At 67.2% G+C, this 24,767-nt stretch carries 25 protein-coding genes and 1 tRNA gene; 8 read left to right on the top strand and 18 right to left on the bottom strand.

The window, feature by feature from the left end:
- Positions 1-119: 119 nt before the first annotated feature.
- Positions 120-190: transfer RNA gene (locus NDI85_RS13555), tRNA-Gly, on the bottom strand.
- 274 nt (positions 191-464) lie between these two features.
- Between NDI85_RS13555 and NDI85_RS13550 the strand changes: the two genes are divergently transcribed.
- From NDI85_RS13550 to thsB, 3 genes are all read left to right on the top strand, one after another.
- Positions 465-1,298: an NAD+ synthase gene (locus NDI85_RS13550; protein ID WP_189001490.1), complete on the top strand. Its 834-nt coding sequence runs from the start codon at positions 465-467 to the stop codon at positions 1,296-1,298.
- Between the two features lie 73 nt (positions 1,299-1,371).
- Positions 1,372-1,761, top strand: coding sequence for a hypothetical protein (locus tag NDI85_RS13545; RefSeq protein WP_189001488.1), 390 nt, complete (start codon positions 1,372-1,374; stop codon positions 1,759-1,761).
- Between the two features lie 174 nt (positions 1,762-1,935).
- Positions 1,936-3,615, top strand: coding sequence for a thermosome subunit beta (gene thsB, locus NDI85_RS13540; protein WP_189001486.1), 1,680 nt, complete (start codon positions 1,936-1,938; stop codon positions 3,613-3,615).
- A gap of 329 nt (positions 3,616-3,944) precedes the next feature.
- On the opposite strand, the gene chrA is transcribed toward thsB, so the two are convergent.
- A complete protein-coding gene (chrA, locus tag NDI85_RS13535; RefSeq protein WP_310916094.1) occupies positions 3,945-5,324 on the bottom strand; it encodes a chromate efflux transporter in 1,380 nt (459 codons plus the stop codon).
- Between the two features lie 75 nt (positions 5,325-5,399).
- Entirely contained in the window at positions 5,400-5,972 is a 573-nt protein-coding gene (locus tag NDI85_RS13530) for a hypothetical protein (RefSeq protein ID WP_310916093.1), read from the bottom strand.
- Between the two features lie 396 nt (positions 5,973-6,368).
- Here NDI85_RS13530 and NDI85_RS13525 point away from each other — a divergent pair, with 396 nt between their 5' ends.
- Complete coding sequence (locus NDI85_RS13525) at positions 6,369-7,757, top strand: selenium-binding protein SBP56-related protein (RefSeq protein WP_310916092.1); 1,389 nt, start codon at positions 6,369-6,371, stop codon at positions 7,755-7,757.
- Complete coding sequence (locus tag NDI85_RS13520; protein WP_310916091.1) at positions 7,754-8,071, top strand: 2Fe-2S iron-sulfur cluster binding domain-containing protein; 318 nt, start codon at positions 7,754-7,756, stop codon at positions 8,069-8,071. Before NDI85_RS13525 ends, NDI85_RS13520 begins: the two co-directional genes overlap by 4 nt.
- Before the next feature lies 1 nt (position 8,072).
- Here the strand turns inward: NDI85_RS13520 and NDI85_RS13515 are convergent, their stop codons facing one another.
- On the bottom strand, positions 8,073-8,897 hold the full coding sequence (locus tag NDI85_RS13515) for a hypothetical protein (protein ID WP_310916090.1): 825 nt from the start codon (positions 8,895-8,897) through the stop codon (positions 8,073-8,075).
- A gap of 105 nt (positions 8,898-9,002) precedes the next feature.
- On the opposite strand from NDI85_RS13515, the gene NDI85_RS13510 reads away from it, so the two are divergent.
- Positions 9,003-9,998 (top strand): ornithine cyclodeaminase family protein, encoded by a 996-nt coding sequence (locus NDI85_RS13510; protein WP_310916089.1) that lies wholly within the window; start codon positions 9,003-9,005, stop codon positions 9,996-9,998.
- Here NDI85_RS13510 and NDI85_RS13505 read toward each other — a convergent pair.
- On the bottom strand, positions 9,995-10,210 hold the full coding sequence (locus tag NDI85_RS13505) for a hypothetical protein (protein ID WP_189001475.1): 216 nt from the start codon (positions 10,208-10,210) through the stop codon (positions 9,995-9,997). The genes NDI85_RS13510 and NDI85_RS13505 overlap by 4 nt on opposite strands.
- A 112-nt stretch (positions 10,211-10,322) precedes the next feature.
- Between NDI85_RS13505 and leuS the strand changes: the two genes are divergently transcribed.
- Positions 10,323-13,028: a leucine--tRNA ligase gene (gene leuS, locus NDI85_RS13500; RefSeq protein WP_310916088.1), complete on the top strand. Its 2,706-nt coding sequence runs from the start codon at positions 10,323-10,325 to the stop codon at positions 13,026-13,028.
- 22 nt (positions 13,029-13,050) lie between these two features.
- Here leuS and NDI85_RS13495 read toward each other — a convergent pair whose 3' ends face one another.
- From NDI85_RS13495 to NDI85_RS13460, 8 genes are all read right to left on the bottom strand, one after another.
- A complete protein-coding gene (locus tag NDI85_RS13495; protein ID WP_310916087.1) occupies positions 13,051-13,509 on the bottom strand; it encodes a peroxiredoxin in 459 nt (152 codons plus the stop codon).
- 1 nt (position 13,510) lies between these two features.
- A complete protein-coding gene (locus NDI85_RS13490; protein ID WP_310916086.1) occupies positions 13,511-13,915 on the bottom strand; it encodes an Hsp20/alpha crystallin family protein in 405 nt (134 codons plus the stop codon).
- Positions 13,916-13,964: 49 nt separating this feature from the next.
- Positions 13,965-14,780, bottom strand: coding sequence for a prephenate dehydratase (pheA, locus tag NDI85_RS13485; RefSeq protein ID WP_310916425.1), 816 nt, complete (start codon positions 14,778-14,780; stop codon positions 13,965-13,967).
- Between the two features lie 20 nt (positions 14,781-14,800).
- On the bottom strand, positions 14,801-15,292 hold the full coding sequence (locus NDI85_RS13480; protein WP_310916085.1) for a hypothetical protein: 492 nt from the start codon (positions 15,290-15,292) through the stop codon (positions 14,801-14,803).
- A 55-nt stretch (positions 15,293-15,347) separates the two neighbouring features.
- Positions 15,348-16,187 (bottom strand): aldo/keto reductase, encoded by an 840-nt coding sequence (locus NDI85_RS13475; RefSeq protein WP_310916084.1) that lies wholly within the window; start codon positions 16,185-16,187, stop codon positions 15,348-15,350.
- 42 nt (positions 16,188-16,229) lie between these two features.
- Entirely contained in the window at positions 16,230-16,871 is a 642-nt protein-coding gene (locus NDI85_RS13470) for a hypothetical protein (protein WP_310916083.1), read from the bottom strand.
- An 88-nt stretch (positions 16,872-16,959) separates the two neighbouring features.
- Positions 16,960-18,378 carry a dihydrolipoyl dehydrogenase gene (gene lpdA, locus NDI85_RS13465; RefSeq protein ID WP_189001462.1) on the bottom strand — a complete coding sequence of 473 codons (1,419 nt, stop codon included), beginning with the start codon at positions 18,376-18,378 and terminating at the stop codon, positions 16,960-16,962.
- 59 nt (positions 18,379-18,437) lie between these two features.
- On the bottom strand, positions 18,438-18,833 hold the full coding sequence (locus NDI85_RS13460) for a hypothetical protein (RefSeq protein ID WP_310916082.1): 396 nt from the start codon (positions 18,831-18,833) through the stop codon (positions 18,438-18,440).
- A gap of 146 nt (positions 18,834-18,979) precedes the next feature.
- Here NDI85_RS13460 and NDI85_RS13455 point away from each other — a divergent pair, with 146 nt between their 5' ends.
- Complete coding sequence (locus NDI85_RS13455; RefSeq protein WP_189001459.1) at positions 18,980-19,309, top strand: carboxymuconolactone decarboxylase family protein; 330 nt, start codon at positions 18,980-18,982, stop codon at positions 19,307-19,309.
- Here the strand turns inward: NDI85_RS13455 and NDI85_RS13450 are convergent, their stop codons facing one another.
- The 5 genes from NDI85_RS13450 to NDI85_RS13430 form a co-directional block, all read right to left on the bottom strand.
- Entirely contained in the window at positions 19,310-20,911 is a 1,602-nt protein-coding gene (locus NDI85_RS13450) for a 2-oxo acid dehydrogenase subunit E2 (protein WP_310916081.1), read from the bottom strand.
- 3 nt (positions 20,912-20,914) lie between these two features.
- A complete protein-coding gene (locus tag NDI85_RS13445) occupies positions 20,915-21,898 on the bottom strand; it encodes an alpha-ketoacid dehydrogenase subunit beta (RefSeq protein WP_189001456.1) in 984 nt (327 codons plus the stop codon).
- On the bottom strand, positions 21,895-23,001 hold the full coding sequence (pdhA, locus tag NDI85_RS13440) for a pyruvate dehydrogenase (acetyl-transferring) E1 component subunit alpha (RefSeq protein WP_310916424.1): 1,107 nt from the start codon (positions 22,999-23,001) through the stop codon (positions 21,895-21,897). Before pdhA ends, NDI85_RS13445 begins: the two co-directional genes overlap by 4 nt.
- Before the next feature lie 130 nt (positions 23,002-23,131).
- Complete coding sequence (locus tag NDI85_RS13435) at positions 23,132-23,902, bottom strand: PHP domain-containing protein (RefSeq protein ID WP_310916080.1); 771 nt, start codon at positions 23,900-23,902, stop codon at positions 23,132-23,134.
- A gap of 3 nt (positions 23,903-23,905) precedes the next feature.
- On the bottom strand, positions 23,906-24,655 hold the full coding sequence (locus tag NDI85_RS13430) for a 2-phosphosulfolactate phosphatase (RefSeq protein WP_310916079.1): 750 nt from the start codon (positions 24,653-24,655) through the stop codon (positions 23,906-23,908).
- Positions 24,656-24,767 lie beyond the last annotated feature (112 nt).

Genomic DNA, 24,767 nt, shown 5'->3' with positions numbered 1-24,767 from the left:
GGGCCGCTCACCCGTCCGGTGTGTCTCCGCTGGTCGCCGGTTTCCGGACGTGTACCGCGTCTTCTTTGCCGTTGGAGCACTCCGCCAGCGGCGCCGCTCACGGGCCCGTCGTAACAGAATGCGCCGACCGGGAATTGAACCCGGGCTAGAGCCTTGGGAAGGCTCTGTCCTACCACTGGACCACCGGCGCGCTCACTTCGTTCGCGCTCCGTGGCTCGCAAACCCGAGGGGTTTGCTCACCACCGGCGCACTGCACTCGCGCGGCGTGTCGCGATTCCTGCGGAACCGCTCGTCACCGACGCGTTCACTAACAGTTTCTACGACCGTCGCACTTGAACGTAGCGCTTCCGGCGGGACGTCCACAGGGTGGACACTGTCTCCGGATGTAGTCCGATCGCTGGACGCACGTCCGAAAATACCGCGTCGATGGATGGCTATTTGTTCGGTTAGGCCTACCGATAGGTATGGCCGAAGCCGACACCGTCGTGCGGGCGGACGACCCGCTCGACCTCACATTCTCGGAGGCCGAACTCGAGGCGCACCGCGAGCACATCACCGACTTCGTCGAGGGCCAACTCGACGCCGCGGGCGTCGACCGGGCGGTAATCGGCCTCTCGGGTGGCATCGACAGTACGCTGACCAGCCACCTCGCGGTCGAGGCACTCGGCCCCGACGCCGTCCACGGCCTCGTCATGCCCAGCGAGGTCAACCGCGCGGACAACATGAGCGACGCCGAACGGGTCGCCGACGAGTTGCTGGGCATCGAGTACGACGTCGTCGAAATCAACCCGCTGGTCGACGCGTTCCTCGACGCCTACCCCGACGCCGAGGGCGACCAGTTGGCGGTGGGGAACCTCCGCGTGCGCTGTCGCGCCGTGCTGAACTACCTCGTCGGCAACCACGAGACGGCCCTCGTGCTGGGCACCGGCAACCGGAGCGAGGCGCTGGTGGGCTACTACACGAAGTACGGCGACGGTGCCGTCGACTGCCACCCCATCGCGCCGCTGTACAAACAGCAGGTCCGCCAACTCGCGAAACACGTCGGCGTCCCCGACGACCTCGCCGAGAAGACGGCGAGCGCCGAGATGTGGAGCGGCCAGACCGACGCCACGGAGATGGGGATGGACTACGACACGCTCGACTCGATACTCGCGCTCCACGTCGACGGCGGCGTCCCGAAGACCGCCACCGCCGACCACATCGGCGTCCCCGAATCCGTCGTCGAACGGGTCCGCGAGATGTACGAGTCCAGCGCGCACAAGCGCGCGATGCCGCCGGGCCCGGAGCCGCTTTACTGACCACGTCTGCGCTCCGGACGTCGCCGTGCCGACTCGCACCCTGCTTTATTTGGGTGCCGGCCGTCAGTCCGGTATGACGCGACGCGCGAACTACGCACGGTGTACGTTCCAGCAGCATCTCGGCCCGGACGAGGATTCCCTCGACGTACCGTGGGCCGAGTTCTCCGGCGACAGTACCGACCCAGTCACCTTCGAGGTGCCGACCGACGTGCCGGCCGAACCGTACGTCGAGATGCAGGTGTACGACGTCGACGCGTTCACGCACGAGATCTGCCTCAACGACGAGCCACTGTCGGGGTTCGACATCGCGCCGGGGTCCGGGTGGCAGTACTGGATGGACACCGTCGGCGCCGACCAACTCCACGCCGGGGCGAACACGCTCCAGTTCGAACGTGATCGGGACAGCGACGACGCCTTCGTCGTCGGGACGGCTATCGTCCACTGGAAAGAGCCCGCCGAGTAGATATATAAACCGGCGGCACGGGTGGACAGACGATGTGCCAAACAGTAACACGATAATCTGCGGTTTCGGTCGCAGTGTGGCGGTTTCACCGGTGGTCTGTGGATTCATATTGCCCCCGTGATTCGCTCCTATCCCACACTTTTATATAGAACCACATGCAATCTTTCGCTGACTATGAGCCAGCGCCAAATGCAGGGCCAGCCGATGATCATTCTCGGTGAAGACGCCCAACGGATGAAGGATAAGTCCGCACAGGAGCACAACATCTCGGCCGCTCGCGCGGTCGCCGAGTCCGTACGCTCGACACTCGGACCGAAGGGGATGGACAAGATGCTCGTCTCCTCGATGGGTGACGTCACCGTCACGAACGACGGCGTCACCATCCTCACGGAGATGGACATCGACAACCCGACGGCCTCGATGATCGTCGAGGTCGCCGAGACCCAGGAGGACGAGGCCGGTGACGGCACCACCTCCGCCGTCGCCATCGCCGGGGAACTCCTGAAGAACGCCGAGGACCTCCTCGAACAGGATATCCACCCGACGGCCATCATCAAGGGCTTCGACATGGCCGCAAAGGAAGCCAAAGCCGAGATCAACGACATCGCGACCGACGTCGACCCCGACGACGAGGAACTCTTAAAGAAGGTCGCCGAGACGTCGATGACCGGCAAGGGCGCGGAACTCAACAAGGAACTGCTCGCCCAGATCATCGTCGATGCCGTCAACGCGGTCACCGTCGAAGCCGACGACGGCTCCGTCGTCGCCGACCTCGAGTACCTCAACATCGAGACCCAGACCGGCAGCTCCGCCGGCGACTCCGAACTGCTCGAAGGCGCCGTCGTGGACAAGGACCCGGTCCACGAGGAGATGCCCACCTCGGTCGACGACGCGAAGGTGCTCCTGATGGACACCGCCATCGAACTGGACGAGACGGAAGTCGACGCCCAGCTTTCGGTCGACGACCCGAGCCAGCTCCAGAACTTCCTCGATAAGGAGGAACAGCAGCTCAAGGACCTCGTCGACAAGGTCGAGGCCACCGGTGCCAACGTCCTGTTCTGCCAGAAGAACATCGACGACATGGCCCAGCACTACCTCGCCGAGAAGGGCATCCTCGCCGTCAAGCGCGCGAAGAAGTCCGACATCGAGTTCCTGAAGGAGGTCCTCGGCGCGAGCATCGTCTCGGACCTCGACTCGGCCAGCGAGGACGACCTCGGCCACGGCACCGTCTCCCGTGACGAGAACGAGGGGCTGTTCTACGTCGAGGGCGGCGAGAACGCCCACGGCGTCACGCTCCTCCTGCGTGGCTCGACCGACCACGTCGTCGACGAACTGGAACGCGGCGTCACTGACGCGTTAGACGTCGTCGCCGCCACCGTCGCCAACGGCGCGGTGCTGGGCGGCGGCGGAGCTCCCGAAATCGAGGTCGCCGCTCGGCTGCGCGACTTCGCCGACTCCGTCGAGGGTCGCGAACAGCTCGCCGTCGAGGCCTTCGCCGACGCACTCGAAATCATCCCGCGTACGCTCGCGGAGAACGCCGGCCTCGACTCCATCGACACGCTGGTCGACCTGCGCGCCGCCCACGAGGACGGCGACGTCAGCGCCGGCCTGAACGTCTTCACCGGCGACGTCGAGAACACGCTCGACACCGGCGTCGTCGAGCCGTCCCACGCGAAGACCCAGGCCGTCTCCTCGGCTGCAGAGGCCGCGAACCTCGTGCTCAAGATCGACGACATCATCGCCGCCGGCGACCTCTCGACGTCCGGCGACGGTGACGAAGGCGGCCCCGGCGGCCCCGGTGGCGCCCCCGGCGGCATGGGCGGCATGGGTGGCGGCATGGGCGGCATGATGTAAGCGAGGTTCTGAGCAACGCGACGAACCTCGAAATCGCGAGCGGCGAAGCCGTGAGCAGGGAGGGCCGAGCGAAGCGAGGGCCTACCTCACAGTCGAGCGGCGGAAGCCGCGAGGCAAGCGAGGTTCCGTAGGAACCTCGATAGCGAACGGGCGAAGCCCGTGAGGTAAGACCACTTTTTGCAACTCCCTCGGGCGGCAAAGCCGCCCTCGGTCGTGCAAAAACGTGGGGAAAATCGCGGCGTGCTCCTGTCGCGCCTTCGGAGCGGTAGTCCGCGCGCCGGATGCTCACTGCAACTCTTCTGCTGCTAATCTTTTGACTGGCCTTGCCCTCACACCACGAAGAACACGCTCGCACCGACCAGCCCACCGCCCAGAATCAGGTACATCGCGTCCACGTCCCGGGTGAAGAGGGCGAACGTCGTCACTGCGAGGGCCACCCGGAACGGGTCGACGCCGGTCACGCCGAACGGTGACCCACCGACGACGGCGAAGGCGTCGACGGCGAGTGTCACCGTCGCGCCGACGATGGCGCCGACGACGGCGGCGTTGATGCCGTACAGCGCGGCCCGTACCGTCTCGTCGTCCCGGACGCGCGCGACGTAGGGGAACGCGCCGGTGATGAAGAGGAACGAGGGGGCGAACGCGCCGAGCATGGCGACGAACGCGCCCAGCACGGCCCACCCGACCGACCCGTAGGCGTCGAGCATCAGTTTGTAGCCGACGAACGCCGTGGTCATCACGACCGGGCCGGGCGTCAACTGGCCGATAGCGATGCCGTCGACGAACTGCGTGGCGGTGAGCCACCCGAAGACGCCGACGACGTACTTCTCGATGAAGGGGATGAGGACGAGGCCGCCGCCGAAGATAAAGGACCCCGTGTACAGCATGAACAGGAACAGTTTGATCCAGAGGTTGCCCCAGACGGCGGCGAACAGGCCGGTGAGCGCCGCCGGGAGCGGGAGTGTGTCACCGAGAACGGTCGCGGCGCGGGCGCGAAACGCGTAGAGGGTTCCGACTGCGAGGGCGACGAGCGTTCCTAGCGAGACGCGCCGCCAGTTGGCTCGGACCCACTCGGGGCGAAACAGGAAGACGGCGACGGCCCCGGCGACGGCGAACTCGACGACCGGGTTCGGGTTCACGAGGACGGTGGCGACCAGCGCACCCGTGAGCAACCCGAACAGACGGAGGTCTATCGTCCACTCGTCGCCGCCCAGCGTGACCGTGAGGTCGGGTCGCCCCTCCCGCAGCGAACTCCGACCCATCGAGTACGCCGCACCGCCGATGAGGCCGATGACGACGGGGTTCACGCCGTAGAAGAACGCCTGCACCGACGGGAGTTGGCCGAACGCGAAGTAGACGTACGTGAGCGCGACGACGATGACGAACGTGGGCGCCATGAACGTCGCGCCGGCGACGAGCGCCCCCAGATTCCCGCCCCGGACCCACCCCATGAAGATGCCCAGTTGGGTCGAGGCCGGCCCCGGGAGCATGTTGCAGATGGCCAGCCCCTCCATGAACGTCGACTCGTCGGTCCACTCGCCGACGAGTTCGTCCTCCATCATCGCGATGTGGACCAGCGGCCCGCCGAATCCGATGAGCCCGAGTTTCAGGAAGAAGCGGGCGATGCCGGCGAGGCGTGACCGGGTGGCCGACCCCTTGTACTCGCTCGCGCCCTCTACCGTGGCGTCGGTGGCGGGGTCGCCGGCCATACGCGATGTGACGGGGCATTGAACCAAAAATCTCGTCCACGGAGCGGTCCGGAGCACTCCGTATCCGTCCGGAGACTACGACTCGGTGACGGTCCCCCGGGGACACGCGAGCAGCGTCGAGGACGCCGTCGACGTAATCGGTCCGACGCCGGGCACTCTGACTCGGTGACTGGAGCGGTTGCAGTCGAACCAGTTCCGGTCGACGCCGACCGTCGTCTGCCGGCCGTCGACGGGGACGCGAATCTCGACGGTGTAGGATGCGGGCGTCAGCAGTTCGAACCGGCGGGTCGTGTCGGCGGCGTACTCGTTGCGGCGCTCCAGCGACGGGCCGTCGTCGGCCGCTCGCACACTGACCGCTATCTCGCGGGCGTTCGACCCGGCGTTCCACACCATCACGCCGTGTGGCCCGTTGTCGCCCGGGTTCTCGACGCCCTCTCGTGTCCCGACCGCTATCGTCTCGACGACTCGCGTGGGGCCGGACGCGTCGTCGGCGTCGGTGGACCGCTCGGCGCTCGACGGTGACGCTGGCGTCGCTTCGGTCCCGGTTCCGTCTGGCTGTCGCCCGTCCGGCCCGGTGCTGTCGAGCGGCGAGACACAGCCAGCACCGAGAGCGGTACTCAGGAGGGCGAGATACGAGCGGCGCTTCATACCCTGCGATGTCAGCCGAACGGAAAGTACTTGGTGGTCGCTCAAACGCTCGCTGAGCAACTGAGACGTGTCGAGGTGCGTTGGGACCGGTCACGCTACGGGCGTCAGTGCGGTGACTGTCTGACCGACCTTGCATGTGCCACGGTAACGAGCAACAATTGCCGCCGTCTGTGAGCGGTCAGGAGCGCGAAGTCGCCGGGAGAGGGCCTCTCGACGGTCCGGATTCGGCGCTATACACACATGACGATTTACATTTCTACACGCAGCAATTCGCTTGCCGACCTAGAAGATACTATATTTCGTTGTCACAAACTATCGGACGTCGAATCTCACACGTACCGGCGGCATCGGCCGAGAACCGACGACCAAGGATCGTGTCACTCGTTGGCACTACGTATGAGTGATGCCGAACAGCCGACCGAGGCGGACGTACACGACCACCACGACCACGAGGGGCCGGGCTATCTGACGCCACAGGCGGCCATCGAGGAGTCCGAACCGGAGGAGACGGCCTACGTGATGGGCCTGCACGTCGGGCAGGACGTCGACGCGCCGGACTTTCTGGCCGTCGTCGACGTCGACCCGGACTCGGACACCTACGGCGACATCGTAGAGCGCGTCCAGATGCCAAACCGCGGCGACGAACTCCACCACTTCGGGTGGAACGCCTGTTCGTCGTCCTGTCACGTCGAGGGGCTGGAGCGCCGCCATCTGATCGTCCCGGGCCAGCGCTCCTCGCGCATCCACGTCGTCGACACGAAAGACCGGCGGGACCCGGAGATAACGACGGTTATCGAACCCGAAGAGGTGTACGAACACGACCTCTCGGCACCCCACACCGTCCACTGCATCCCCGACGGGGAGATACTCATCAGCATGCTCGGGGACGCCGACGGCGACCTCCCCGGTGGCTTCCTCGAACTGAACGACGACTTCGAGGTCGAGGGCCGCTGGGACCCGCCCGGCGAAATCGAGATGAACTACGACTTCTGGTACCAGCCACGCCACAACGTGATGCTCTCGACGGAGTGGGCCGCGCCGAAGACCTACTACCCGGGCTTCGACTTAGAAGACGTCGAGAACGGCAAGTACGGCCAGCGGCTCAACTTCTGGGACTGGGAGGCCGGCACCGTCGAGCAGACCATCGACCTCGGCGAGGACGGGCTGATTCCACTGGAGGCACGATTCCTCCACACGCCCGAGAGCACGCACGGCTACGTCGGGGCTGCGCTGTCCTCGAACATCGTCCACTTCTGGGCGGACGGGGGCGAGTACCACGCCGAACCGGTCATCGAGTTCGAGGACAGAGAGCACGAGGACTGGGACATGCCAGTCCCCGCACTGCCGACGGACATCCTCGTCTCGATGGACGACCGCTACCTCTTCGGGTCGAACTGGCTCCACGGCGAGGTGTGGATGTACGACATCTCGGACCCGTCGAACCCGCGCAAGGCGGACTCCATCTCCATCGGCGGGTACTTCGGCGACATCCGAGAAGTACAGGGGCGCGACCTCGTCGCCGGGCCGCAGATGATCCAGCTATCGCTGGACGGCGAGCGCCTCTACTGGACGACCTCGCTGTTTTCCTCGTGGGACAACCAGTTCTTCCCCGAGGAAGGCGAGAAGGGGTCGGTGATGCTCAAAGCCGACGTGAACCCGAGACGTGGGACGCTCTCGCTGGACGAGGAGTTCCTCGTCGACTTCGGCGACCTGCCCGAGGGGCCGGCCCGCGCCCACGAGATCCGCTGGCCCGACGGCGACTGTACCAGCGACGTCTGGCAGTGACCCGCGTCCGTCTGGTCTGGCGCGACGCCGACCGCGTGGCGACGGTCGACGTCCTCGCCGGACAGACCGTCCTCGATGCGGCCGAGGCAGCGGACGTCGCACTCCCCTTTGGCTGTCGGACCGGCGCGTGTGGCACCTGTACGGCCCGGTTACTCGACGGCGAGGTGTCTCACCGGCGACCGCCACGTGCGCTCAAGGAGCGCCACCTCGACGACGGCTACGTCCTGCCCTGTATCGCCGTGCCCGAGACAGACGCCCGACTGGAGGTGGGGGCGGCGGTGCAGGCCGACCTCGTCCCGAACCCGTGGAAGTAGCTCACTCGCCGAGGTCCGGCGTCGTCGTCCCGAGGTCGCTGTACCGCATGGACTCGGTCACCCGCAGTCTCGTCCCGTTCCGGACGACGGTGTACTGCGTGCCGTAGCCGTAGACGACGCCGCTGGGACCGACGACGGCGGTGAAGCGCACGTCCCCGACTCGCTCGGCGGGGACGACGGGGAACTGTGAGCGGTCGGTCGCCCCGTCGGCGACGACGCGGGAGACCGGCGCCCGGTAGGTCTGCATGACCTCCTCGCCGGTCCGGGTGACGGCGGTGACGTTCGCACCCGAAAACAGCGAAGCGATGCGGCCGTTGTACGTCGGGTCGAAGAACAGCGCCGCTCGGGGCGACAGTGGTGGTGCGCCGATACCCCGGCCGTCGGCGACGATGGCCCGCCGGGTCGTCCCGTTCACCGTCGTCCACTGGACTGCACGCCCCTCGGTCCAGCGAGTCCGAATCTCCGTGTCCGGGACGCTGGTGCCGGTAATCGTCCGGGTAGCGACGTACTCGCGGTAGTTCGCGCCGAACTCGCCGGTGGTGACCTGCCGCAGACGGACGGTGCCGTTCGCCGTCTCGACGGTACGGGTGTGCCGGAGGGTGTAGGAGACGTTTCCGAGCGTCGTCACGTGGGCCCGTGCGAGCGCCCGCGTGTCGGTGACCCCCGTCTCGGTGAGTCCCGGAGCGACAGGGGCCGGCGGTTGTGCGGGGACCGGTGCCGGCGTCACCGTTTCGCCGGCCGACGGGGACCCCGACCCGACGAGGCCGGTACACCCCGCGGTGACGAGACACAGCGCCAGCGCCGCGACGGTGGCCCCCCGGTGCATACCCCGAGCGACGGACTGTGGACGGATAACGACTCGGGGTGACGAAATTTCTCTCGTGGGCAGAGACGCGGGCAGTATAAGTGCCGCGACGTGCGACGTTTTCGCATGCAGACGCTGCTGCTCGGTCCCGACGACGTGGCGGAACACGCCGACCTGCCCGCGGTCATCGACGCCGTCTCGGCGGCGTTCGCGGCCGACGCTCGCGGGGACACCATCATGCCCGCGAAGTCCTACATCGACCTCCCGAAGTACAACGGCGACTTCCGCTCGATGCCGGCGTACGTCCACGCCGGCGAGTGGGACGCCGCCGCGGTCAAGTGGGTCAACGTCCACCCGGACAACCCCGCCGACCACGGCCTCCCGACGGTGCTGGGGACGCTCATCTACTCGGACCCGGAGACGGCGTTCCCGCTGGCGGTGATGGACGGCACCGTCCTCACGCGCCTGCGGACCGGCGCGGCGGCGGCCGTCGCCACCGACCACCTCGCCGTCCCCGAGGCGGACTCGCTGGGCCTCGTCGGTGCCGGCACCCAGTCGTATACGCAACTGGAGGCCATCGCGAGCGTCCGAGACGTCGAGACGGTGGTCATCGCCGACCGCGACGCGAAGAAACAGCAGGCCTTTATCGACCACTTCTCGGACCGCTTTGCGGTGCGCGCCGGGTCCGTCGAGGAGGCCGCCCGATGTGACGTGCTCTCGACGATAACGCCCGTCGAGTCGCCCATCGTGGACCGCGAGTGGCTAGGCGAGCGCACCCACGTCAACGCTATCGGGGCCGACGCCGCCGGCAAGCACGAACACGCCGACCAGACCCTACTGGACGCGAAACTCGTCATCGACGACTACGAGCAGTGTACCCATTCGGGCGAAATCAACGTCCCGTGGAGCGAGGGGGTCCTCTCGGACGGGGACATCTACGGCGAACTCGGCAGCGTCGTCGCCGGGGAGATACCGGGCCGCGAACCCGGGGACGGCCTCACCGTCTTCGACTCGACGGGGTTGGCGATTCAGGACGTAGCCGCCGCCCACGTCGCCTATCAGGGCGCACAGATTGCGGGTGACGGCCTGTCGTTCGGACTGGTCGGCACCGAGTCGCCCTAGTTCGACGGCGCCACGGCCTCGGTCACCTTCGAGATGAGCCAGACGATGAGGATGAACGGCAACAGCGGCATCAACAGGACCAACAGGCCGAGGAACATCCCCCACCCGATGACGTCCATGCTCTCGTCGCGGTGCGGGCCAGTCAGCGGCGTGACGGTTCGCAACGGTTCCGGCAAGATGGAGTCGGTCGACTCGTCGGCGTCGTCTGCCATACTGACTGATAGGTTCGGCGTGAGCATAAGGCTACGGCTGGCACTCCGTACCGCCGCTCGGGTCCCGTGAAGGGAAAGGTATAGCACCGTCCGTGTCCGAAATCACGGTATCATGACCACGACTGGCGAGGAACGCGAGCGTGGGTTCGACCACACCGCCATCGAACCCCACTGGCAGGCGGCGTGGGAGGACGCCGACGTGTTCCGCATCGACGACGGCGCCGAGGACCCCGAGTACGTGCTGGCGATGTTCCCGTACACCTCGGGCAGTCTCCATATGGGCCACGTCCGGAACTACACCATCACGGACGCCTTCGCCCGCTTCGAGCGGATGCGCGGGGAGAACGTGCTGCACCCGATGGGGTGGGACTCCTTTGGCCTGCCCGCCGAGAACGCCGCCGAGGAGCGGGACACCAATCCGCGGGACTGGACGATGCAGTGCATCGACTCGATGCGCGAGCAGTTGACCGAGATGGGCTTTGGTTACGACTGGGAGCGCGAGATAGCCACCTGCGAACCGGAGTACTACCAGTGGAACCAGTGGCTGTTCAAGCGCTTCCGCGAGGAGGGTCTCGTGGAGCGACAGGGCGCCGAACTGAACTGGTGTCCGTCCTGCGAGACGGTACTGGCCGACGAACAGGTCGAGGAGGGGGAGGCTCCGGAGGAGCCTCACGGAGACGGCGGCGCCGTCGAAGTCTGCTGGCGCTGTGACACCCCCATCGAGCACCGCGAGATGGACCAGTGGTTCTTCACCATCACCGACTACGCCGAGGAACTGCTGGAGGCCTTAGACGAGTTGGACGGCTGGCCGAACAACGTCCGGGAGATGCAGCGCAACTGGATCGGGAAACAGGAGGGCGCGAGCGTCGCCTTCGAGATTCCCGGCTACGACGAGGTGGACATCTTCACGACGCGACTGGACACCATCTACGGGGCGACCTACTTCTCGCTGGCCCCCGGCCACCCCGTCGCACAGGCGATCGCCGAGGACAACGACGAGGTCGCCGAGTACATCGAGATGGCCGAACAGGCCGACGAGGACGACCTCGACGTGACCTCCGGCGTCTTCACCGGCGAGTACGCGGTCAACCCCGCCACCGGCGAGGAGATTCCCGTCTACGTCGCCGACTACGTCCTGACCGACGTTGGGACCGGCGCGCTCTACGCGGTGCCGGCCCACGACGACCGGGACCACGAGTTCGCCGAGGCCCACGACATCGACATCGTACAGGTCGTCGAACCCACCGAGGACGCCGACGCAGACCCCGACGATATCGACGTACAGGAAGCGGCCTACACCGAGGACGGCGTCCTCGTCAACAGCGGCGAGTACGACGGCCTCCACAGCGAGGACGCTCGTGAGCAGTTCGTCGAGGTGTTCGACGGCGAGCACCGCACGGAGTACAACCTCCGGGACTGGGGCATCTCCCGCCAGCGCTACTGGGGCACGCCCATCCCGATGATTCACTGTGACGACTGTGGTTACGTCGAGGTGCCCGACGAGGACCTGCCGGTCGAACTGCCGGAGTTCGTCCACACGACGGGCAATCCGCTGGACGCCGCCGAGGAGTGGAAACACGTCGACTGTCCCGACTGCGGGGGCGACGCGGTGCGAGAGACGGACACGATGGACACGTTCGTCGACTCCTCGTGGTACTTCCTGCGCTACACCTCCCCGGACTTCGAAGACGCGCCGTTCGACACAGACCGGGCGAGCGACTGGATGCCGGTCGACCAGTACGTCGGCGGCATCGAACACGCCGTGATGCACCTGCTGTACGCCCGCTTTTTCACGAAGGTGCTAGACGACGGCGACCTGCTCGAGGGCGTCCGCGAGCCCTTTACGAACCTGACGAATCAGGGGATGGTGCTGGGCGAGGACGGCCACAAGATGTCCAAGAGCCGCGGTAACGGCGTCTCGCCACAGCGCATCATCGAGGAGTACGGCGCCGACACCGCCCGCCTGTTCATCATGGAGGCCGCCCAGCCGGAGAAGGAACTGGCCTGGAGCGCCGAGGAGGTCCAGTCGGCCCACAGTTTCCTCCAGAACGTCTATCGGCTGGCCGACGACTATGCTGCAGGTGCGGTCGCCACGGACGAGGCCGACGACATCGCCGATTACGTCGCCCGCGAGATCGACGCGACGGCCGCTCGCGCCACCGAGGAGTACGAGGGGTTCCGCTTCAACCACGCCCTGCAGGCCGTGCGCGAACTCGTCTCCCTGCTCCGGCGGTACGAGGACGCGACCACGCCGGACGCCGACGTGCTCGAACGCGGCATCACCACCGCCGCGAAACTGCTCGCCCCGGTCGCCCCGCACGTCGGCGAGGAGATATGGGAGCGACTGGGCCACGACGGCCTGATGGCCGAGGCCGACTGGCCCAGCGCCGAGGCGCCCGAGGACTACGCCGTCGCCCGCCGCCTCGTCGAGAACACCCGCGAGGACGTCCGTGACATCGTCGACACAGTGGGCATCGAGAATCCGGAGACGATCACGCTCGCCGTCGCGCCCGAGTGGAAGCACCGGGTCGTAGACATCGCCCGCGAGGCCGACCGAGTCGTCCCCGCGGTGATGCAGAACGAGGAGCTACAGCAGTACGGCGAGGCCGCCGCCGACTTCGCGAAGGACCTCGCGGGCCGTGCCCAGTACGACGAGACGCTCTCGCCCGCGGGCGAACGCGCGGCGCTGGAACGGGCCGCGTGGCTCGTCGAACGCGAGTTCGACGCCGAGGTGGTCGTCCAGTCGGCCGAAGCGGCCGACGAGAGTCTGGCGAAGAAGGCAGAACCCGGTCGTCCGGCTATCGACATCGAGTCGTAGGCCGGCGCGCTCTCTTTCGCGACTACTGTTCTGTGGCGTCGAGTAGTCCCGCCTCGCCGAGGTCACGCAACACGTCGGTCGCGTGGCCCTCCGGGCGGACGCCCTCGTAGACGCCGACGACCTGATTCCGTGCGACGACGAACGTCGTCCGACGGCTTCGCCCGTCGACGAGGTCCACGTCGAACGCCTCGGCGACGTTCCCGTTCGGGTCGGCGAGCAGGTCAAACGAGAGGTCGTGGGCCTCGGCGAACTCGGCGTGGCTGTCGACGTCGTCGGTGGAGACGCCGTAGACGTCGACGCCGACGCTTTCGTACTGCTCGTAGCGTTCCTCGAACTCTTTGGCCTCGGTCGTACATCCCGACGTATCGTCTTCCGGGTAGAAGTAGACGACCGTCGGGGTCGCAAAGTCCGGTCGTACCCGGTCGCCGTCCTGGTTCTCGGCGACGATGTCGGGCACCGCTGTCCCCGGTTCGAGGACCATCTCAGTTCACCGGGATGTCCGTCCCGTCGTCCGCGTCGCCGCTGACCTTCGGGAGGCGGACGGTGAGTACGCCCTCCTCGTAACTCGCGCTGGTCCCCTCCTCGTCGACGGCCTCGGGGAGTCGGACGGTCCGACTGGCCGACTGCCGGCGGCGTTCGCGCTGGACGTAGCGACCGTCGGTCGTCTCGCTTTCCTCGCTGTGGTCGGCGGTGATGGTGAGTTTCCGTTCTTCGACCAACTGGACGTCCAGGTCCGCGCTGTCGAACCCGGGGAGGTCGGCGTGGACGACGAAGGCGTCGCCCTCGTCGAGAATGTCCGTCGGGACGGTGTCTACGTCCACCCCGAACTGTTCGCTCAGGGTGTCGAACGCTCGCTCCAACTCCGAAAGCGGGTCACGGTCGCTCATAGGTGGGGGTACGCGGCCCCGGGACTTAAGCGCTGTACGCGACCACCGCTCAGTTCAGCACCGTCACGCTGTCGTACGAGCCGAGGTGTCGGACCCACCCGTTCTCGGCCAGGTCTTCGATGTCTTCGAGAGCGTCCTGCGTGCGCTCCTCGTAGAGGCCGGCGGCCGCGTCGATGTGGAAGACGTAGTCGCCCAGGCGCTCGCCGCTGGGGCGGGACTCGATGCGGGTGAGGTTGATGTCGCGGTCGGCGAAGGCCTCCAGCAGCTCCAGCAGCAGTCCGGGGTAATCGGCGTTCGGGTAGACGATGAAGGAGGTCTTGCTGCCGGCGTCGGTCCGTTCGCTCGCCGGGGCGACGGCGACAAAGCGGGTGGCGTTCGAGGACTGGTCCTGGATGTCCTCGGCCAGCAACTCCAGTTCGGCGCCGTTGGTTGCGTTTTCCGGGTGACCGATGGCGGCGACGCTCGGGTCCTCGCGGGCGCGTTCGACGCCGCGAGCGGTCGATGCGACGGCCTCCACCTCGACGTCGGGGTAGTGTTCGTCCAGCCAGCCGCGACACTGCGCCAGCGCCTGTGCGTGGCTACAGACGAGGTCGAACGACTCGCCCTGTGCCAGCAGCGCGTGGCGGATGGGCGTGATTATCTCCTCGACGACGGCGACGTCGTACTCGGAGAAGGCGTCCAGCGACTCGGTCACCGACCCCTCGATGCTGTTCTCGACGGGGACGACGCCACGGTCGGCCTCGCCCTCGGCGACGGCCTCGACGATGGCGGTCATCGACTCCGCGAACTCGATGTCGCCGTCCTCGACCGCCTTCGCGGCCCGGTGGGAGTAGGTCCCGGCGGGCCCCAGCGTGATGGTCGTCATACCGTCGGGTAGTTCGCTCGTCATGAAAAGGACCCCGGTCGTCGCTCGTCGGTGCGGTCGCTGCCACGGGTGACGGACAGTTCAGTGAGTGTCCGGAGCAAACCGCCGAGGAGGACGAGCACGCCGAGGCCGACCAGCACCAGGAACAGCCCGATGGCGCCCGGTCCCGACATCGGCCCGGTGGGGATGCTGGCGACGACGGCGGCCACCCCCGCGACTGCGGCGACGGCCGTGCCGAGTTCGACGGCGCGCACGATTGTGTAGCCCAGGTCGGCGGTGAGCGTCGCCGTCAAGTGGCCGTCGGTCCGCGCGGCTCGGTAGCCGGCGTACAGGGCCTCGCCGGTGACGACGAGTGCGAGGAGGAGTGCCATCAGTGGGACGAGGAACAGGGTCGTGATGCGCTCGCTGGGGACGATTCGGAGGTAGACGCCAGTCGAGTACAGGAGCGTCAGGACGATGGCGGTGAGCTTGGCGGCTTGGAGGGGCTTTGCACGATGGAACTGACGGAGCATGGGCTCACGACACCCACCACACCGCCCGGCAAACCTCTTGTGGTGCCAGCGGGGCTCAGGAGAGTCGTGCCAGTTCGTCCTCGGAGAGGTCGATGGCGCTGGCGGCGACGTTCTGCTCCAGGTGGTCGACGCTCGACGTGCCCGGAATCGGCAGGGTCACGTCCGAGTGCTGGAGCAACCACGCGAGCGCGATCTGGTAGCGCGTGGCGTCGTGGCGCTCGGCTATCTCGTCGATGCCGTCGACGTCGTCCAGTTCGCCGGCCGCCAGCGGGAACCACGGGATGAAGCCGACGTCGTAGTTCTCGCAGGCCGCCAGCACGTCCTCGTCGTCGCGGTTGGCGACGTTGTACTGGTTCTGGACCGTCGCTATCTCGACGATGTCCTGGGCCTGCTCTAGTTGCTCGACGCTGACGTTCGAGAGACCGACGTGCCGGACGAGTCCCTCGTCTTTCATCTCGGCGAGCGCGTGGACCGCGTCCTCGAACGGCGTGTCGGGGTCCGGGCGGTGGTACTGGTAGAGGTCGATGGGGTCCATCCGCAGTCGGTCACGCGAGCACAGCAGGGCGTTGTGGAGGTAGTCCGGGTCGCCGTGGGGGAGCCAGTCGGCGTCGGTGTTGCGCAGGAGGCCACCCTTCGTCCCGATGATCAGGTCCTCGCGCTCGGTGTCGAGCGTCTCACCGATGAGCCGTTCGGAGACGCCGGGGCCGTACGAATCGGCGGTGTCGATGAAGTCGACGCCGAGTTCCACGGCCCGCTCTAACACGGCGCGGGCGTTCGCCACGTCGTCGGGTTCGCCGATGATACCCTCGCCGGTGATGCGCATCGCGCCGAAGCCGAGTCGACGTACCGTGAGGTCGCCGCCGATGTCGAACGTATCACTCTCGTTGTGAACCATCGCCAGAGGTTCGTGCCCCACCCTGAAAGGGAGTCGGATGGGTCAGACGTCGGTGCCGCGTTGCCGGATACGCTCTAGGGCGATGCGGACGGCGAAGTAGCTCCCGGCATAGAAGACGAGAACGCTGGCGACGAACCCGGCCAGCGAGACGGTGCCCACCGAGAGGCCGTAGCCGGAGGGGGCGTACGGGTTAGCGCCGGCCGTCGCGATGTAGGACGCGACGGTGCCCTCGCCACCCAGCCCTATCGCGAACAGACAGACGGTGAGTAGGATGGCGAGGCCGCCGGTCCCGAGACCGACGTATCGCGCGAAGTCCTCCACGTCGAGGACGGCGTGGGCCTGTGCTTCGGTGAGCGGTGCGAGGCGGACCCGGTAGGCCGCCGCGCCGACGAGCAAGGTGGCACCGAGGGCCTCCAGTAGCCCGCCGAACACGCCCAGCAGCACCACCTTCGGAGAGGCGATTTCCGGGTCGGCCGCCGGGAGGAACTGACCGACGCTCTCCGGAAAGAGGCCGTACATCGGGAGCAGTATCGCGAGCAGTCCGAGGAAGGCACTCTGGAGTGCGAGCGTTCGGGGGACGGTCTGTCTGAAGTAGGAGTGACGCTCGTACCGGACGCGTTCGTACGTCGTTCCGGAGAGCATCGTGTCGGTGATGTGGTCGTCTCGAAGTGGGTCGGAAGACATGATTCTTGCCGGTTCTGCGCCTGGAGATATTTTCCGAAACGGCAATATAATCCTTTTGGACGGTGCCGGCCCCGATCCGAGACGCCCCTCAGCGCGTGTGGATGGCCTCGCCGCGGGCGGCTTTCGCGGCCTCGTGGACCGCCTCCGAGAGCGTCGGGTGGGTGTGGACGGTGCCGGCGACGTCTTCCAGACGGGCCCCCATCTCGATGCCGAGACCGACTTCGGCTATCAGTTCGGAGGCCTCCGGCCCGACGATTTGGGCGCCGAGCAGGAACTCCGTGTCGGCGTCGGCGACGACACGGACGAACCCCGCTTTCTCGTCGAGTGTGAGCGCTCGCCCGTTCGCTCGCAGGGGCATCTCGCCGACGACGGGGTCGAACCCGGCGTCGTCGGCCTCGGCCTCGGTCATGCCGACGGTGCCGATCTCGGGGTCGGTGAAGACGGCGGCGGGAATCGCCTGCTGGTCCAGCGCCGCGGGTTCGCCGGCGGCGACTTCGGCGGCCACCTCGCCCTCGGCCATCCCCTTGTGGGCCAGCATCGGTTCGCCGGCCACGTCGCCGACGGCGAAGATGTGCTCGACGTCGGTGCGGGCCTGATCGTCCGTCGCGAGGAAGCCGTCGTCGTTCGGTTCGAGGTCGATGGCGTCGAGTCCCAGCGTGTCGGTGACCGGCGTCCGGCCGACGGCGACGAGACAGCGGTCCGTGTTGTACTCCTCGACGTCGTCGTCGGCGTCGGTCGTGCGCACCCGGATGCCGTCGTCGAGTTCCTCCCAGTCGCGGGCGGCCTCGCCGAACGCGAAGTCGATGCCCAGCGATTCGGCACGTTCCCGGACGACATCGGCCACGTCCGACTCGTAGCCCGGGAGCACGTCGTCCAGCATCTCGACGACGGTGACGTCCGCGCCCAGTTTCGCGAACACCGTCGACAGTTCCATGCCGATGTAGCCCGCGCCGACCACGAGCAAGTCCTCGGGCACCGACTCCAGTGCGAGGGCGTCCCGCGAGGAGAGGATGCGGTCGCTGTCGAACTCGAAGCCCGGCACCTGGATGGGTCGGCTTCCGGTGGCGACGACGGCGTGTTCGAAGGCGATGGACTCCGAACCCTGTCCCTCGCCGCCGTGGGCGACCCGGACCGTCTCCTCGTCGACGAACTCGGCGGTGCCGGAGACGAGGTTGACGCCCGCGTTCTTACACAGCGACTCGACGCCCTTCGTCAGGCGCGTGACGACGCCGTCTTTCCACTCGGTCATCCCCGCCATGTCGACGGCGGGGTCGGCGAAGACGCCCATGTCCTCGGCGTGCTTGGCGTCGTGGGCCACGTCGGCCGCAGAGATGAGCGCCTTCGAGGGGATACAGCCGTGGTTGAGACAGGTCCCGCCGTAGGCGTCCTTCTCGACAAGCGTCGTGTCCAGTCCCAGTTGTGCGCCCCGGATTGCGGCGACGTAGCCGCCCGGCCCGCCGCCGATGACCAACAGTTCCGTGCCCGTGGTGACGTCTCCTACGACCATAGCGACCACTCGACCGGCCGGGTGAAAAACTACGTGCCATCGCTATCGCGACGAACCCGCTACCCGGCCGACAGCACCCGACGACGACGGACGAGATAGTACCCGACGGCTGGGACGGAGACGACAAACGGGACAAACAGCATCGTCCCGGCGGCGTGGACGACACCGGCCAGCGCGTACAGCGGTGTCGGCCGCCAGTCGCAGTCGGTCCCGACGAGACGGCGGCTATCGAACCAGAGTGCGACGGCCAGTGCGAGACCGAAGAGAACGCCGGCCCACCCGGCGAGCGTCGTCAGCAGGAAGAAGGCGATCGCGGTGAGCGGGGTGACTGGATCCCCACCCACGCTCATCGCGAACCCGCGAAGTGAGAGCCGCGACAGGACGAGACACATCGGCGGTAGCGCGAACAACACGAGCAGTCCGTACCACGTCCATCTGTCTGTGTTGGAGGGCATCGTCCCGACAATCGGCAAAAGACGGGGGAGATCTTTCTCTCCCGCGAGCGCACGTCGGGCCCTCGGCGACGCCGAACGTTCGCCGACGACGTGTCCCGTGTTATAGAGGGCCAAGCTATGTTACACCGGCGACCCAACATCCCAGTATGGCAGACCAGATCAGCGAGACGGAGGACCTACCCGCGACGCCGGGCCAGTTCGCCAAGGAGAACCCGGCGGTCTGGGAGGCGTACAGCGACCTCGGCGAGGCCTGTTCGGACGCGGGGCCGCTGGACGACGAGACGAAGCGCCTCGTGAAACTCGCGCTCGCGGTCGGCGCACAGTCCGAAGGCGCGGTCCACTCACACGTCCGGCGCGGACTGGACGAGGGATTGACCGCCGCGGAACTCCAGCACGTCGCCGCGCTGTCGATTCCGACAATCGGGTTCCCGAAGGCGATGGCCGCCAGAAGCTGGATCGACGACCTGACGGAGTAGCTACTCCAGCAACAGGCGCGTCGGGTCCGCGAGGTACTCTTTCAGCGTGTTGACGAACCGGGCGGCGTCGGCGCCGTCGATGACCCGGTGGTCGATGGCCAGCGAGAGCGTGAGCGTCGGCTTCGCGACGACCTCACCATCCTCGGCCACGGGTCGTTCCTTCAGCGCCCCGACGCCGAGAATCGCCGTCTCCGGGACGTTGATCACCGGGTCGGCGTACTCGCCGCCGATGGTCCCGAAGTTCGTCACGGTGAAGGTCCCGCCCTGCATCTCCTCGCGGGCGATGTCGCGGCTTCGCGCCCGGTCGACGAGGTCGTTGACTTCCGTCGCGAGTTCCAGCAGGCCTTTCTCGTCGACGTCCTCGACGACGGGGACCACGAGGCCGTGGTCGGTCGCGGCCGCCACGCCGACGTTCCGGTCGGCCTTGTAGACGATCTCCTCGTTCTCCGCGTCGAGTTGGCTTGCGAGGATGGGATGGTCGTCCAGCGCGGCGGCGACGCACTTCAGCAGGAACGGCGTGTAGGTGAGGTGGACGCCGCGTTCCTCGGCGAGTGGCTGGAGTCGGTCGCGGGCCTCGACGAGGCCGGGGACGGCCACTTTGTCGTGGTGCGTCGCGTGGGGGACCTCCCGACGGGAGCGGGTCATCTGCTCGCCGATGGCCCGACGGACGCCGCGGTACGGTTCCCGGCGGTCGCCCTCGGCCGCTTCGACCGCCGTGGTCGACTCGGCCGCCTCGTCGGCGATCGACTGCATCTCCGAGACGACCGCCTCGGTCACCTCGCGAACGTCTTCGTCGGTGACTTCGGCGGCTTCGGCCTCGGCGAAGGAGCGGACGGCGGCCTCGTCGACGTACGGTTCACCGTCGCGGGTCTCGTCGGTCGGCACCGCGTCGATGTCGACGTCCAGTTCGCGGGCCAGTCGCCGGGTCGCCGGCGTCGCCAGCGTCCGCTCGCGCCGTTCGGCCATCGGTTCCGCGGCCGACACCTTCCTGACGGCCGATTTGACCGCTTGGGCCTCGTCGTCTGTGGGCGATTCGCCGTCGTCGCCGACCCGCGAGACGACGCTGGTGGGGCCGTCGCCCTCGTCGTCACTGATCTTCGAGACGACGCTGGTGGGGCCGTCGTCGCTCTCGGCCGCCTCGGCCGCGGCCTCGACGTCGGCCTCCGTGACCCGGCCGCCGGGACCGGACCCTTCGACGGCGGTGATGTCGACCCCTTCTTCGCGGGCGAGGCGGCGGACGCTCGGCGCGGCGAACACCCGGCCGTCGCCGGTCGTGACCGTCGGAGCGGCGTCGGTGGTCGTCTCGTCGGCACTCGCTTCTTCGCTCGCCGTCTCTGTGGCCCCGCTCTCGGCGGCCTCCCTCTCGCCGTCTTCCTCGATAGTGACGAGGAGTTCACCGGTCTGGACCACGTCGCCCGCCTCGGCGTGCAGTTCGCGGACGACGCCGTCGACGGGTGAGGGGACGTCGACGGCGGCCTTGTCCGTCTCCACCTCGGCCAGCACTTGGTCCTCGGTGACGGTGTCGCCGACGGCGACGTGCCACTCCAGCACTTCCCCCTCGGCGACGCCCTCGCCGAGGTCCGGGAGTTCGAACTCGAACATGCGCTAAAACTCCGCGGCCTCTCTGATACCGTCTTTGATGCGGGCAGGTTCGGGGAGGTAGTAGTCCTCCAGCGCATAGAGCGGGAAGGGCACGTCGAAGCCCGTGATTCGCGTGATGGGGGCCTCCTGATACAGGAGGGCCTCCTCCTGAATCGTGGCGATTATCTCTCCCGCGAGGCCGCCGGTCTTCGGGGCCTCGTGGACGACGGCCGCTCGGCCGGTCTTCGTGAACGACTCGACGATTGCGTCGGTGTCCATCGGTTTCAGCGTCCGTAAATCGACCACTTCGACGTCGATGCCCTCCTCGGCGAGGGCCTCGGCGGCCTCCATCGTCGGGCGGGTCATCGCGCCCCACGTGAACACGGAGACGTCCTCGCCCTCGCGGCGGACGTTCGCCTCGCCCAACTCGACGGTGTAGGCCTCGTCGGGCACCTCCTCGCGGAACGAGCGATAGATGAGTTTCGGTTCGAGGAAGACGACGGGGTCCGGGTCACGAATCGAGGCGGCGAGCAGGCCCTTCGTGTCTCGCGGCGTCGACGGGACGACCACCTTCAGACCCGGTTCGTGGGTGTAGAACGCCTCCTTGGACTCGGAGTGGTGTTCCGGCGCGCGGATGCCACCGCCGTAGGGCGCTCGTATCGTCATCGGGCAGGTGTAGCGGCCCCTGCTTCGGGTGCGCAGGCGGGCGGCGTGACTCACTATCTGGTCGAAGGCGGGGTACATGAACCCGGAGAACTGCATCTCGGGGACTGGGCGCATCCCGTAGGCCGCCATCCCGACGGCGGTGCCGATGATGCCCGACTCCGCCAGTGGGGTGTCGACGACCCGGTCCTCGCCGAACTCCTCGTAGAGGCCCTGCGTCGCCCGGAAGACGCCGCCGTTCTTGCCGACGTCCTCGCCCATAACGAGGACGTCTTCGTCCCGTTCCATCTCGCCGTAGAGACCGTCTCTGACCGCCTGTACCAGCGTGAGACTCTGTGCGCTCATTCCAGTAGCACCTCGTCGCCGTGTCGCTCCCGCAACGCCTGCAGATAGTCGAGTTGCTGTTCGAGTCGCTTCGGCATCTCCGCGTACACGTTCGCGAACATCTCCTCGGGGTCGGGTCGTTCCGTCGACTCGGCGGCGTCGATTGCGTCGGCCACCTCCTCCTTGATAGACTCGTCGATGGCCGCGACCCGTTCGTCGTCCAGCAGGCCCCGGTCGCGGAGGAACGCCTCCATCCGCGGGATGGGGTCTTTCTGTTTCCAGCGTTCGACCTCCTCGTCGTCGCGGTACACCGAGGGGTCGTCGGCGGTGGTGTGGGCACCGAAACGGTACTGGACGGCCTCTATCATCGTGGGGCGGCGTTCGCCCTCGCCGGGGTCACGGGCCTTCGCGACGGCCTCGCTGGTCGCCTGATACACCGCCAGCGGGTCCATCCCGTCGACCTGCACGCCGTCGAAGCCGTAGGCGTTTGCCTTCTGAGCCAACGTCTCGCTGGCCGTCTGTCGCTCTCGCGGGACCGAGATGGCCCACTGGTTGTTGTTACAGAAAAACACCGCGGGCACGTCGAAGACGCCGGCGAAGTTCAGCCCCTCGTGGAAGTCCCCCTCGGAGGTGGCACCGTCACCGAAGTAGGTGAGGAACACCTTCTCCTCGTCCTTGAGCTTCGAGGCCCACGCCGCCCCCGTCGCGTGAGGTATCTGGGTGGCGATGGGGACGGCAAGCGAAAACACCTGCACGTCTTCGGGGGGTGCGTTCCCACGCTCGCTGCCCATCCAGTACAGCAGGTCCTCGGCGAGGCCCCAGCCCCGGACGTACAGCGCGAGGTGTTCGCGGTAACTGGGGAACGTCCAGTCGTCCCTGCCGAGCGCCATCGCGCTCCCGACCTGCGAGGCCTCCTGTCCGGACATCGGCGGGTAGGTCCCCATCCGACCCTGCCGCTGGAGACTCACCGCTCGCTGGTCGAAGTGCCGCCCCAGTTTGACGTTGCGGTACATCTCGACGAGCGTGTCGTCGGACAGGTCCGGCACCGTCGCACCGTCGACGACCTGCCCGTCCTCGTCGAGTACCTGTACTCTGTCCGTGGGGTCGCGCTGGAGGACACTCAGAGAGACCACCTACCCTGGTGTGACATGTGGTACATCTTGACTCGCGACGGGCTTAGCGTTTGTGTGGTGTTATATCCGGGCGAAAAACATTACCGCAGGGTATTTCCCACGTGGGTCTGAACGACCGCTCTCAGTCTACGAGCGTCGCTAGTTCGACCGGTTCCAGTCCCGCTTCGTCGACGACCGCACGCAAGGTCGGCACTCGCTCTCTGAGTTCGGTGGGGGTGTGACTGTCCGTGCCGAGGACGAACCCGACGTCCTTCTCGCGGAACACGTCGACGATGGCGGGGTCGGGGTGGACCCGGCCCAGCGAGCGATGGACGCGGCCGGCGTTGAGTTCGGGGACGGTCCGCGAGTCGGCCAGCGCCGACGCGACGCGTTCGTAGTCCCGTCGGGTCGTGTACCGACGGAGCGCGTCCATCCGCTCCGGCAAGTCGAGGTGGCCCAGCACGTCGAACAGGTCCGACTCCACGAGCGAGACGACGGCGTCGTAGTAGCGCTCGACGGCCGCCCGGCGGACGGCGCCGCCGGTCTCGGCGTACTGGCTGGCGCTGGTGTAGTCGTACGGCCCCGCGAAGTGGACGCTCCCGATGGTGTAGGCGAACTCGGCGTCGTCGAGAAACGCCGCCAGACGGTCCTCGTCGCCCTCGACGTAGCTCACTTCCGCGGCGTCGTACAGTCGCAGGTCGGTCTCTGCACGCGCCTCGTCGATGACCGCTCGTCGCTCCTCGTAGGTCTCGACGAGGTCGTACTGGTCGCGGCGACCGAACTCGTCCTCGGTCACGATGCAGTGGTCTGTGAGTCCGAGACCGTCGAGACCGACGGTCTCGGCGGCGGCGACCATCGCATCGAGTGCAGACCCGTCCGAGAACGTCGTGTGGGCGTGCCCGTCTGTGTCCATCGCTCACTCGGCCCCGTCGCCGACGTCGACCAACCGCTGGTCGACCAGTTTCGGGACGACGTCACGGCTGTCGAATTCAAGAGTGTACTCGTAGAGGTCGGTCCGCTTGACCTGTGGCTTGCGTTCGTACTTCGGCCCTTTCCCGAACGTGACCATCTCGCGGAAGACGGCCCGCTGTTCCGCCGTCGGCGGTCGCCCGTGGAGGTGCCGTGCGATGTACAGCGCCCCCGCGAGGTCCTCGGGCGAGGGCTTGCCGTTCGACCCTGCTCCGACGAAGTACGTCCGCTGGTCGCTCTGCTTTAGGTGTTCGGCCACGGCTTTGCCGTTGGTCAGACCACCGACGTAGACGTCGACGTCGTCGCCGCCCGCCAATCGGAGGTCGGTGACCGCGTTGCCGCCGTTAGTCGAGGTCATCGCCGTCGGTCGGCCCGCCACGTCCACGTCCTGGACGAAACTCGGGGAGTTAAAGAAGTCATAGCCCTCCTCGCCCTCGTAGTTCGGCCCGGAACTGCCGCCGATCTTCGCACGGGGATGTTCGGCCTTGAAATCTGGCTCGTTGCCCCGCTCCTCCGTGATGTAGATGTACTCCGCTCCGTTGGCGAACAGTTCCGGGACCGTCGTCGAGAACTGCGCGACGTCGACGACCACGTAGTTCCCGGGGTCGGGGTCGTCGGGAATCTGTGCCCGCGCCGGAATCATCGTCTCTAGCAGTTCCGCTGTGAGGTCGTCTTCGTCGTCGGTAACCAAGCGCATATGTGCCAGTTTTCCGCCTTATATATAAGGCAGACTAAGATTGATATAATACAGTGCGTACCTCTATATAGTCGGTTCCGGTCCAGCCGACCGGGCGTCGAATCGGGGTCGC

This window comes from Haloarcula sp. S1AR25-4 (assembly GCF_031624555.1).
Taxonomy (GTDB): domain Archaea; phylum Halobacteriota; class Halobacteria; order Halobacteriales; family Haloarculaceae; genus Haloarcula; species Haloarcula pellucida.
Note: the sequence above shows the minus strand (reverse complement) of the source record. Positions and strands in the feature narration are given on the sequence as shown.

Coding starts and splice junctions, on each gene's coding strand:
- NDI85_RS13550 (WP_189001490.1), top strand. CDS start 465: ATGGCCGAAGCCGACACCGTCGTGCGGGCGGACGACCCGCTCGACCTC.
- NDI85_RS13435 (WP_310916080.1), bottom strand. CDS start 23,902: ATGGACACAGACGGGCACGCCCACACGACGTTCTCGGACGGGTCTGCA.
- leuS (WP_310916088.1), top strand. CDS start 10,323: ATGACCACGACTGGCGAGGAACGCGAGCGTGGGTTCGACCACACCGCC.
- NDI85_RS13510 (WP_310916089.1), top strand. CDS start 9,003: ATGCAGACGCTGCTGCTCGGTCCCGACGACGTGGCGGAACACGCCGAC.
- NDI85_RS13460 (WP_310916082.1), bottom strand. CDS start 18,833: ATGCCCTCCAACACAGACAGATGGACGTGGTACGGACTGCTCGTGTTG.
- NDI85_RS13495 (WP_310916087.1), bottom strand. CDS start 13,509: ATGGTCCTCGAACCGGGGACAGCGGTGCCCGACATCGTCGCCGAGAAC.
- NDI85_RS13470 (WP_310916083.1), bottom strand. CDS start 16,871: ATGTCTTCCGACCCACTTCGAGACGACCACATCACCGACACGATGCTC.
- NDI85_RS13475 (WP_310916084.1), bottom strand. CDS start 16,187: ATGGTTCACAACGAGAGTGATACGTTCGACATCGGCGGCGACCTCACG.
- NDI85_RS13455 (WP_189001459.1), top strand. CDS start 18,980: ATGGCAGACCAGATCAGCGAGACGGAGGACCTACCCGCGACGCCGGGC.
- NDI85_RS13525 (WP_310916092.1), top strand. CDS start 6,369: ATGAGTGATGCCGAACAGCCGACCGAGGCGGACGTACACGACCACCAC.
- NDI85_RS13445 (WP_189001456.1), bottom strand. CDS start 21,898: ATGAGCGCACAGAGTCTCACGCTGGTACAGGCGGTCAGAGACGGTCTC.
- NDI85_RS13545 (WP_189001488.1), top strand. CDS start 1,372: ATGACGCGACGCGCGAACTACGCACGGTGTACGTTCCAGCAGCATCTC.
- thsB (WP_189001486.1), top strand. CDS start 1,936: ATGAGCCAGCGCCAAATGCAGGGCCAGCCGATGATCATTCTCGGTGAA.
- NDI85_RS13515 (WP_310916090.1), bottom strand. CDS start 8,897: ATGCACCGGGGGGCCACCGTCGCGGCGCTGGCGCTGTGTCTCGTCACC.
- NDI85_RS13450 (WP_310916081.1), bottom strand. CDS start 20,911: ATGTTCGAGTTCGAACTCCCGGACCTCGGCGAGGGCGTCGCCGAGGGG.
- NDI85_RS13480 (WP_310916085.1), bottom strand. CDS start 15,292: ATGCTCCGTCAGTTCCATCGTGCAAAGCCCCTCCAAGCCGCCAAGCTC.
- NDI85_RS13490 (WP_310916086.1), bottom strand. CDS start 13,915: ATGAGCGACCGTGACCCGCTTTCGGAGTTGGAGCGAGCGTTCGACACC.
- NDI85_RS13530 (WP_310916093.1), bottom strand. CDS start 5,972: ATGAAGCGCCGCTCGTATCTCGCCCTCCTGAGTACCGCTCTCGGTGCT.
- NDI85_RS13505 (WP_189001475.1), bottom strand. CDS start 10,210: ATGGCAGACGACGCCGACGAGTCGACCGACTCCATCTTGCCGGAACCG.
- NDI85_RS13430 (WP_310916079.1), bottom strand. CDS start 24,655: ATGCGCTTGGTTACCGACGACGAAGACGACCTCACAGCGGAACTGCTA.
- chrA (WP_310916094.1), bottom strand. CDS start 5,324: ATGGCCGGCGACCCCGCCACCGACGCCACGGTAGAGGGCGCGAGCGAG.
- lpdA (WP_189001462.1), bottom strand. CDS start 18,378: ATGGTCGTAGGAGACGTCACCACGGGCACGGAACTGTTGGTCATCGGC.
- pheA (WP_310916425.1), bottom strand. CDS start 14,780: ATGACGACCATCACGCTGGGGCCCGCCGGGACCTACTCCCACCGGGCC.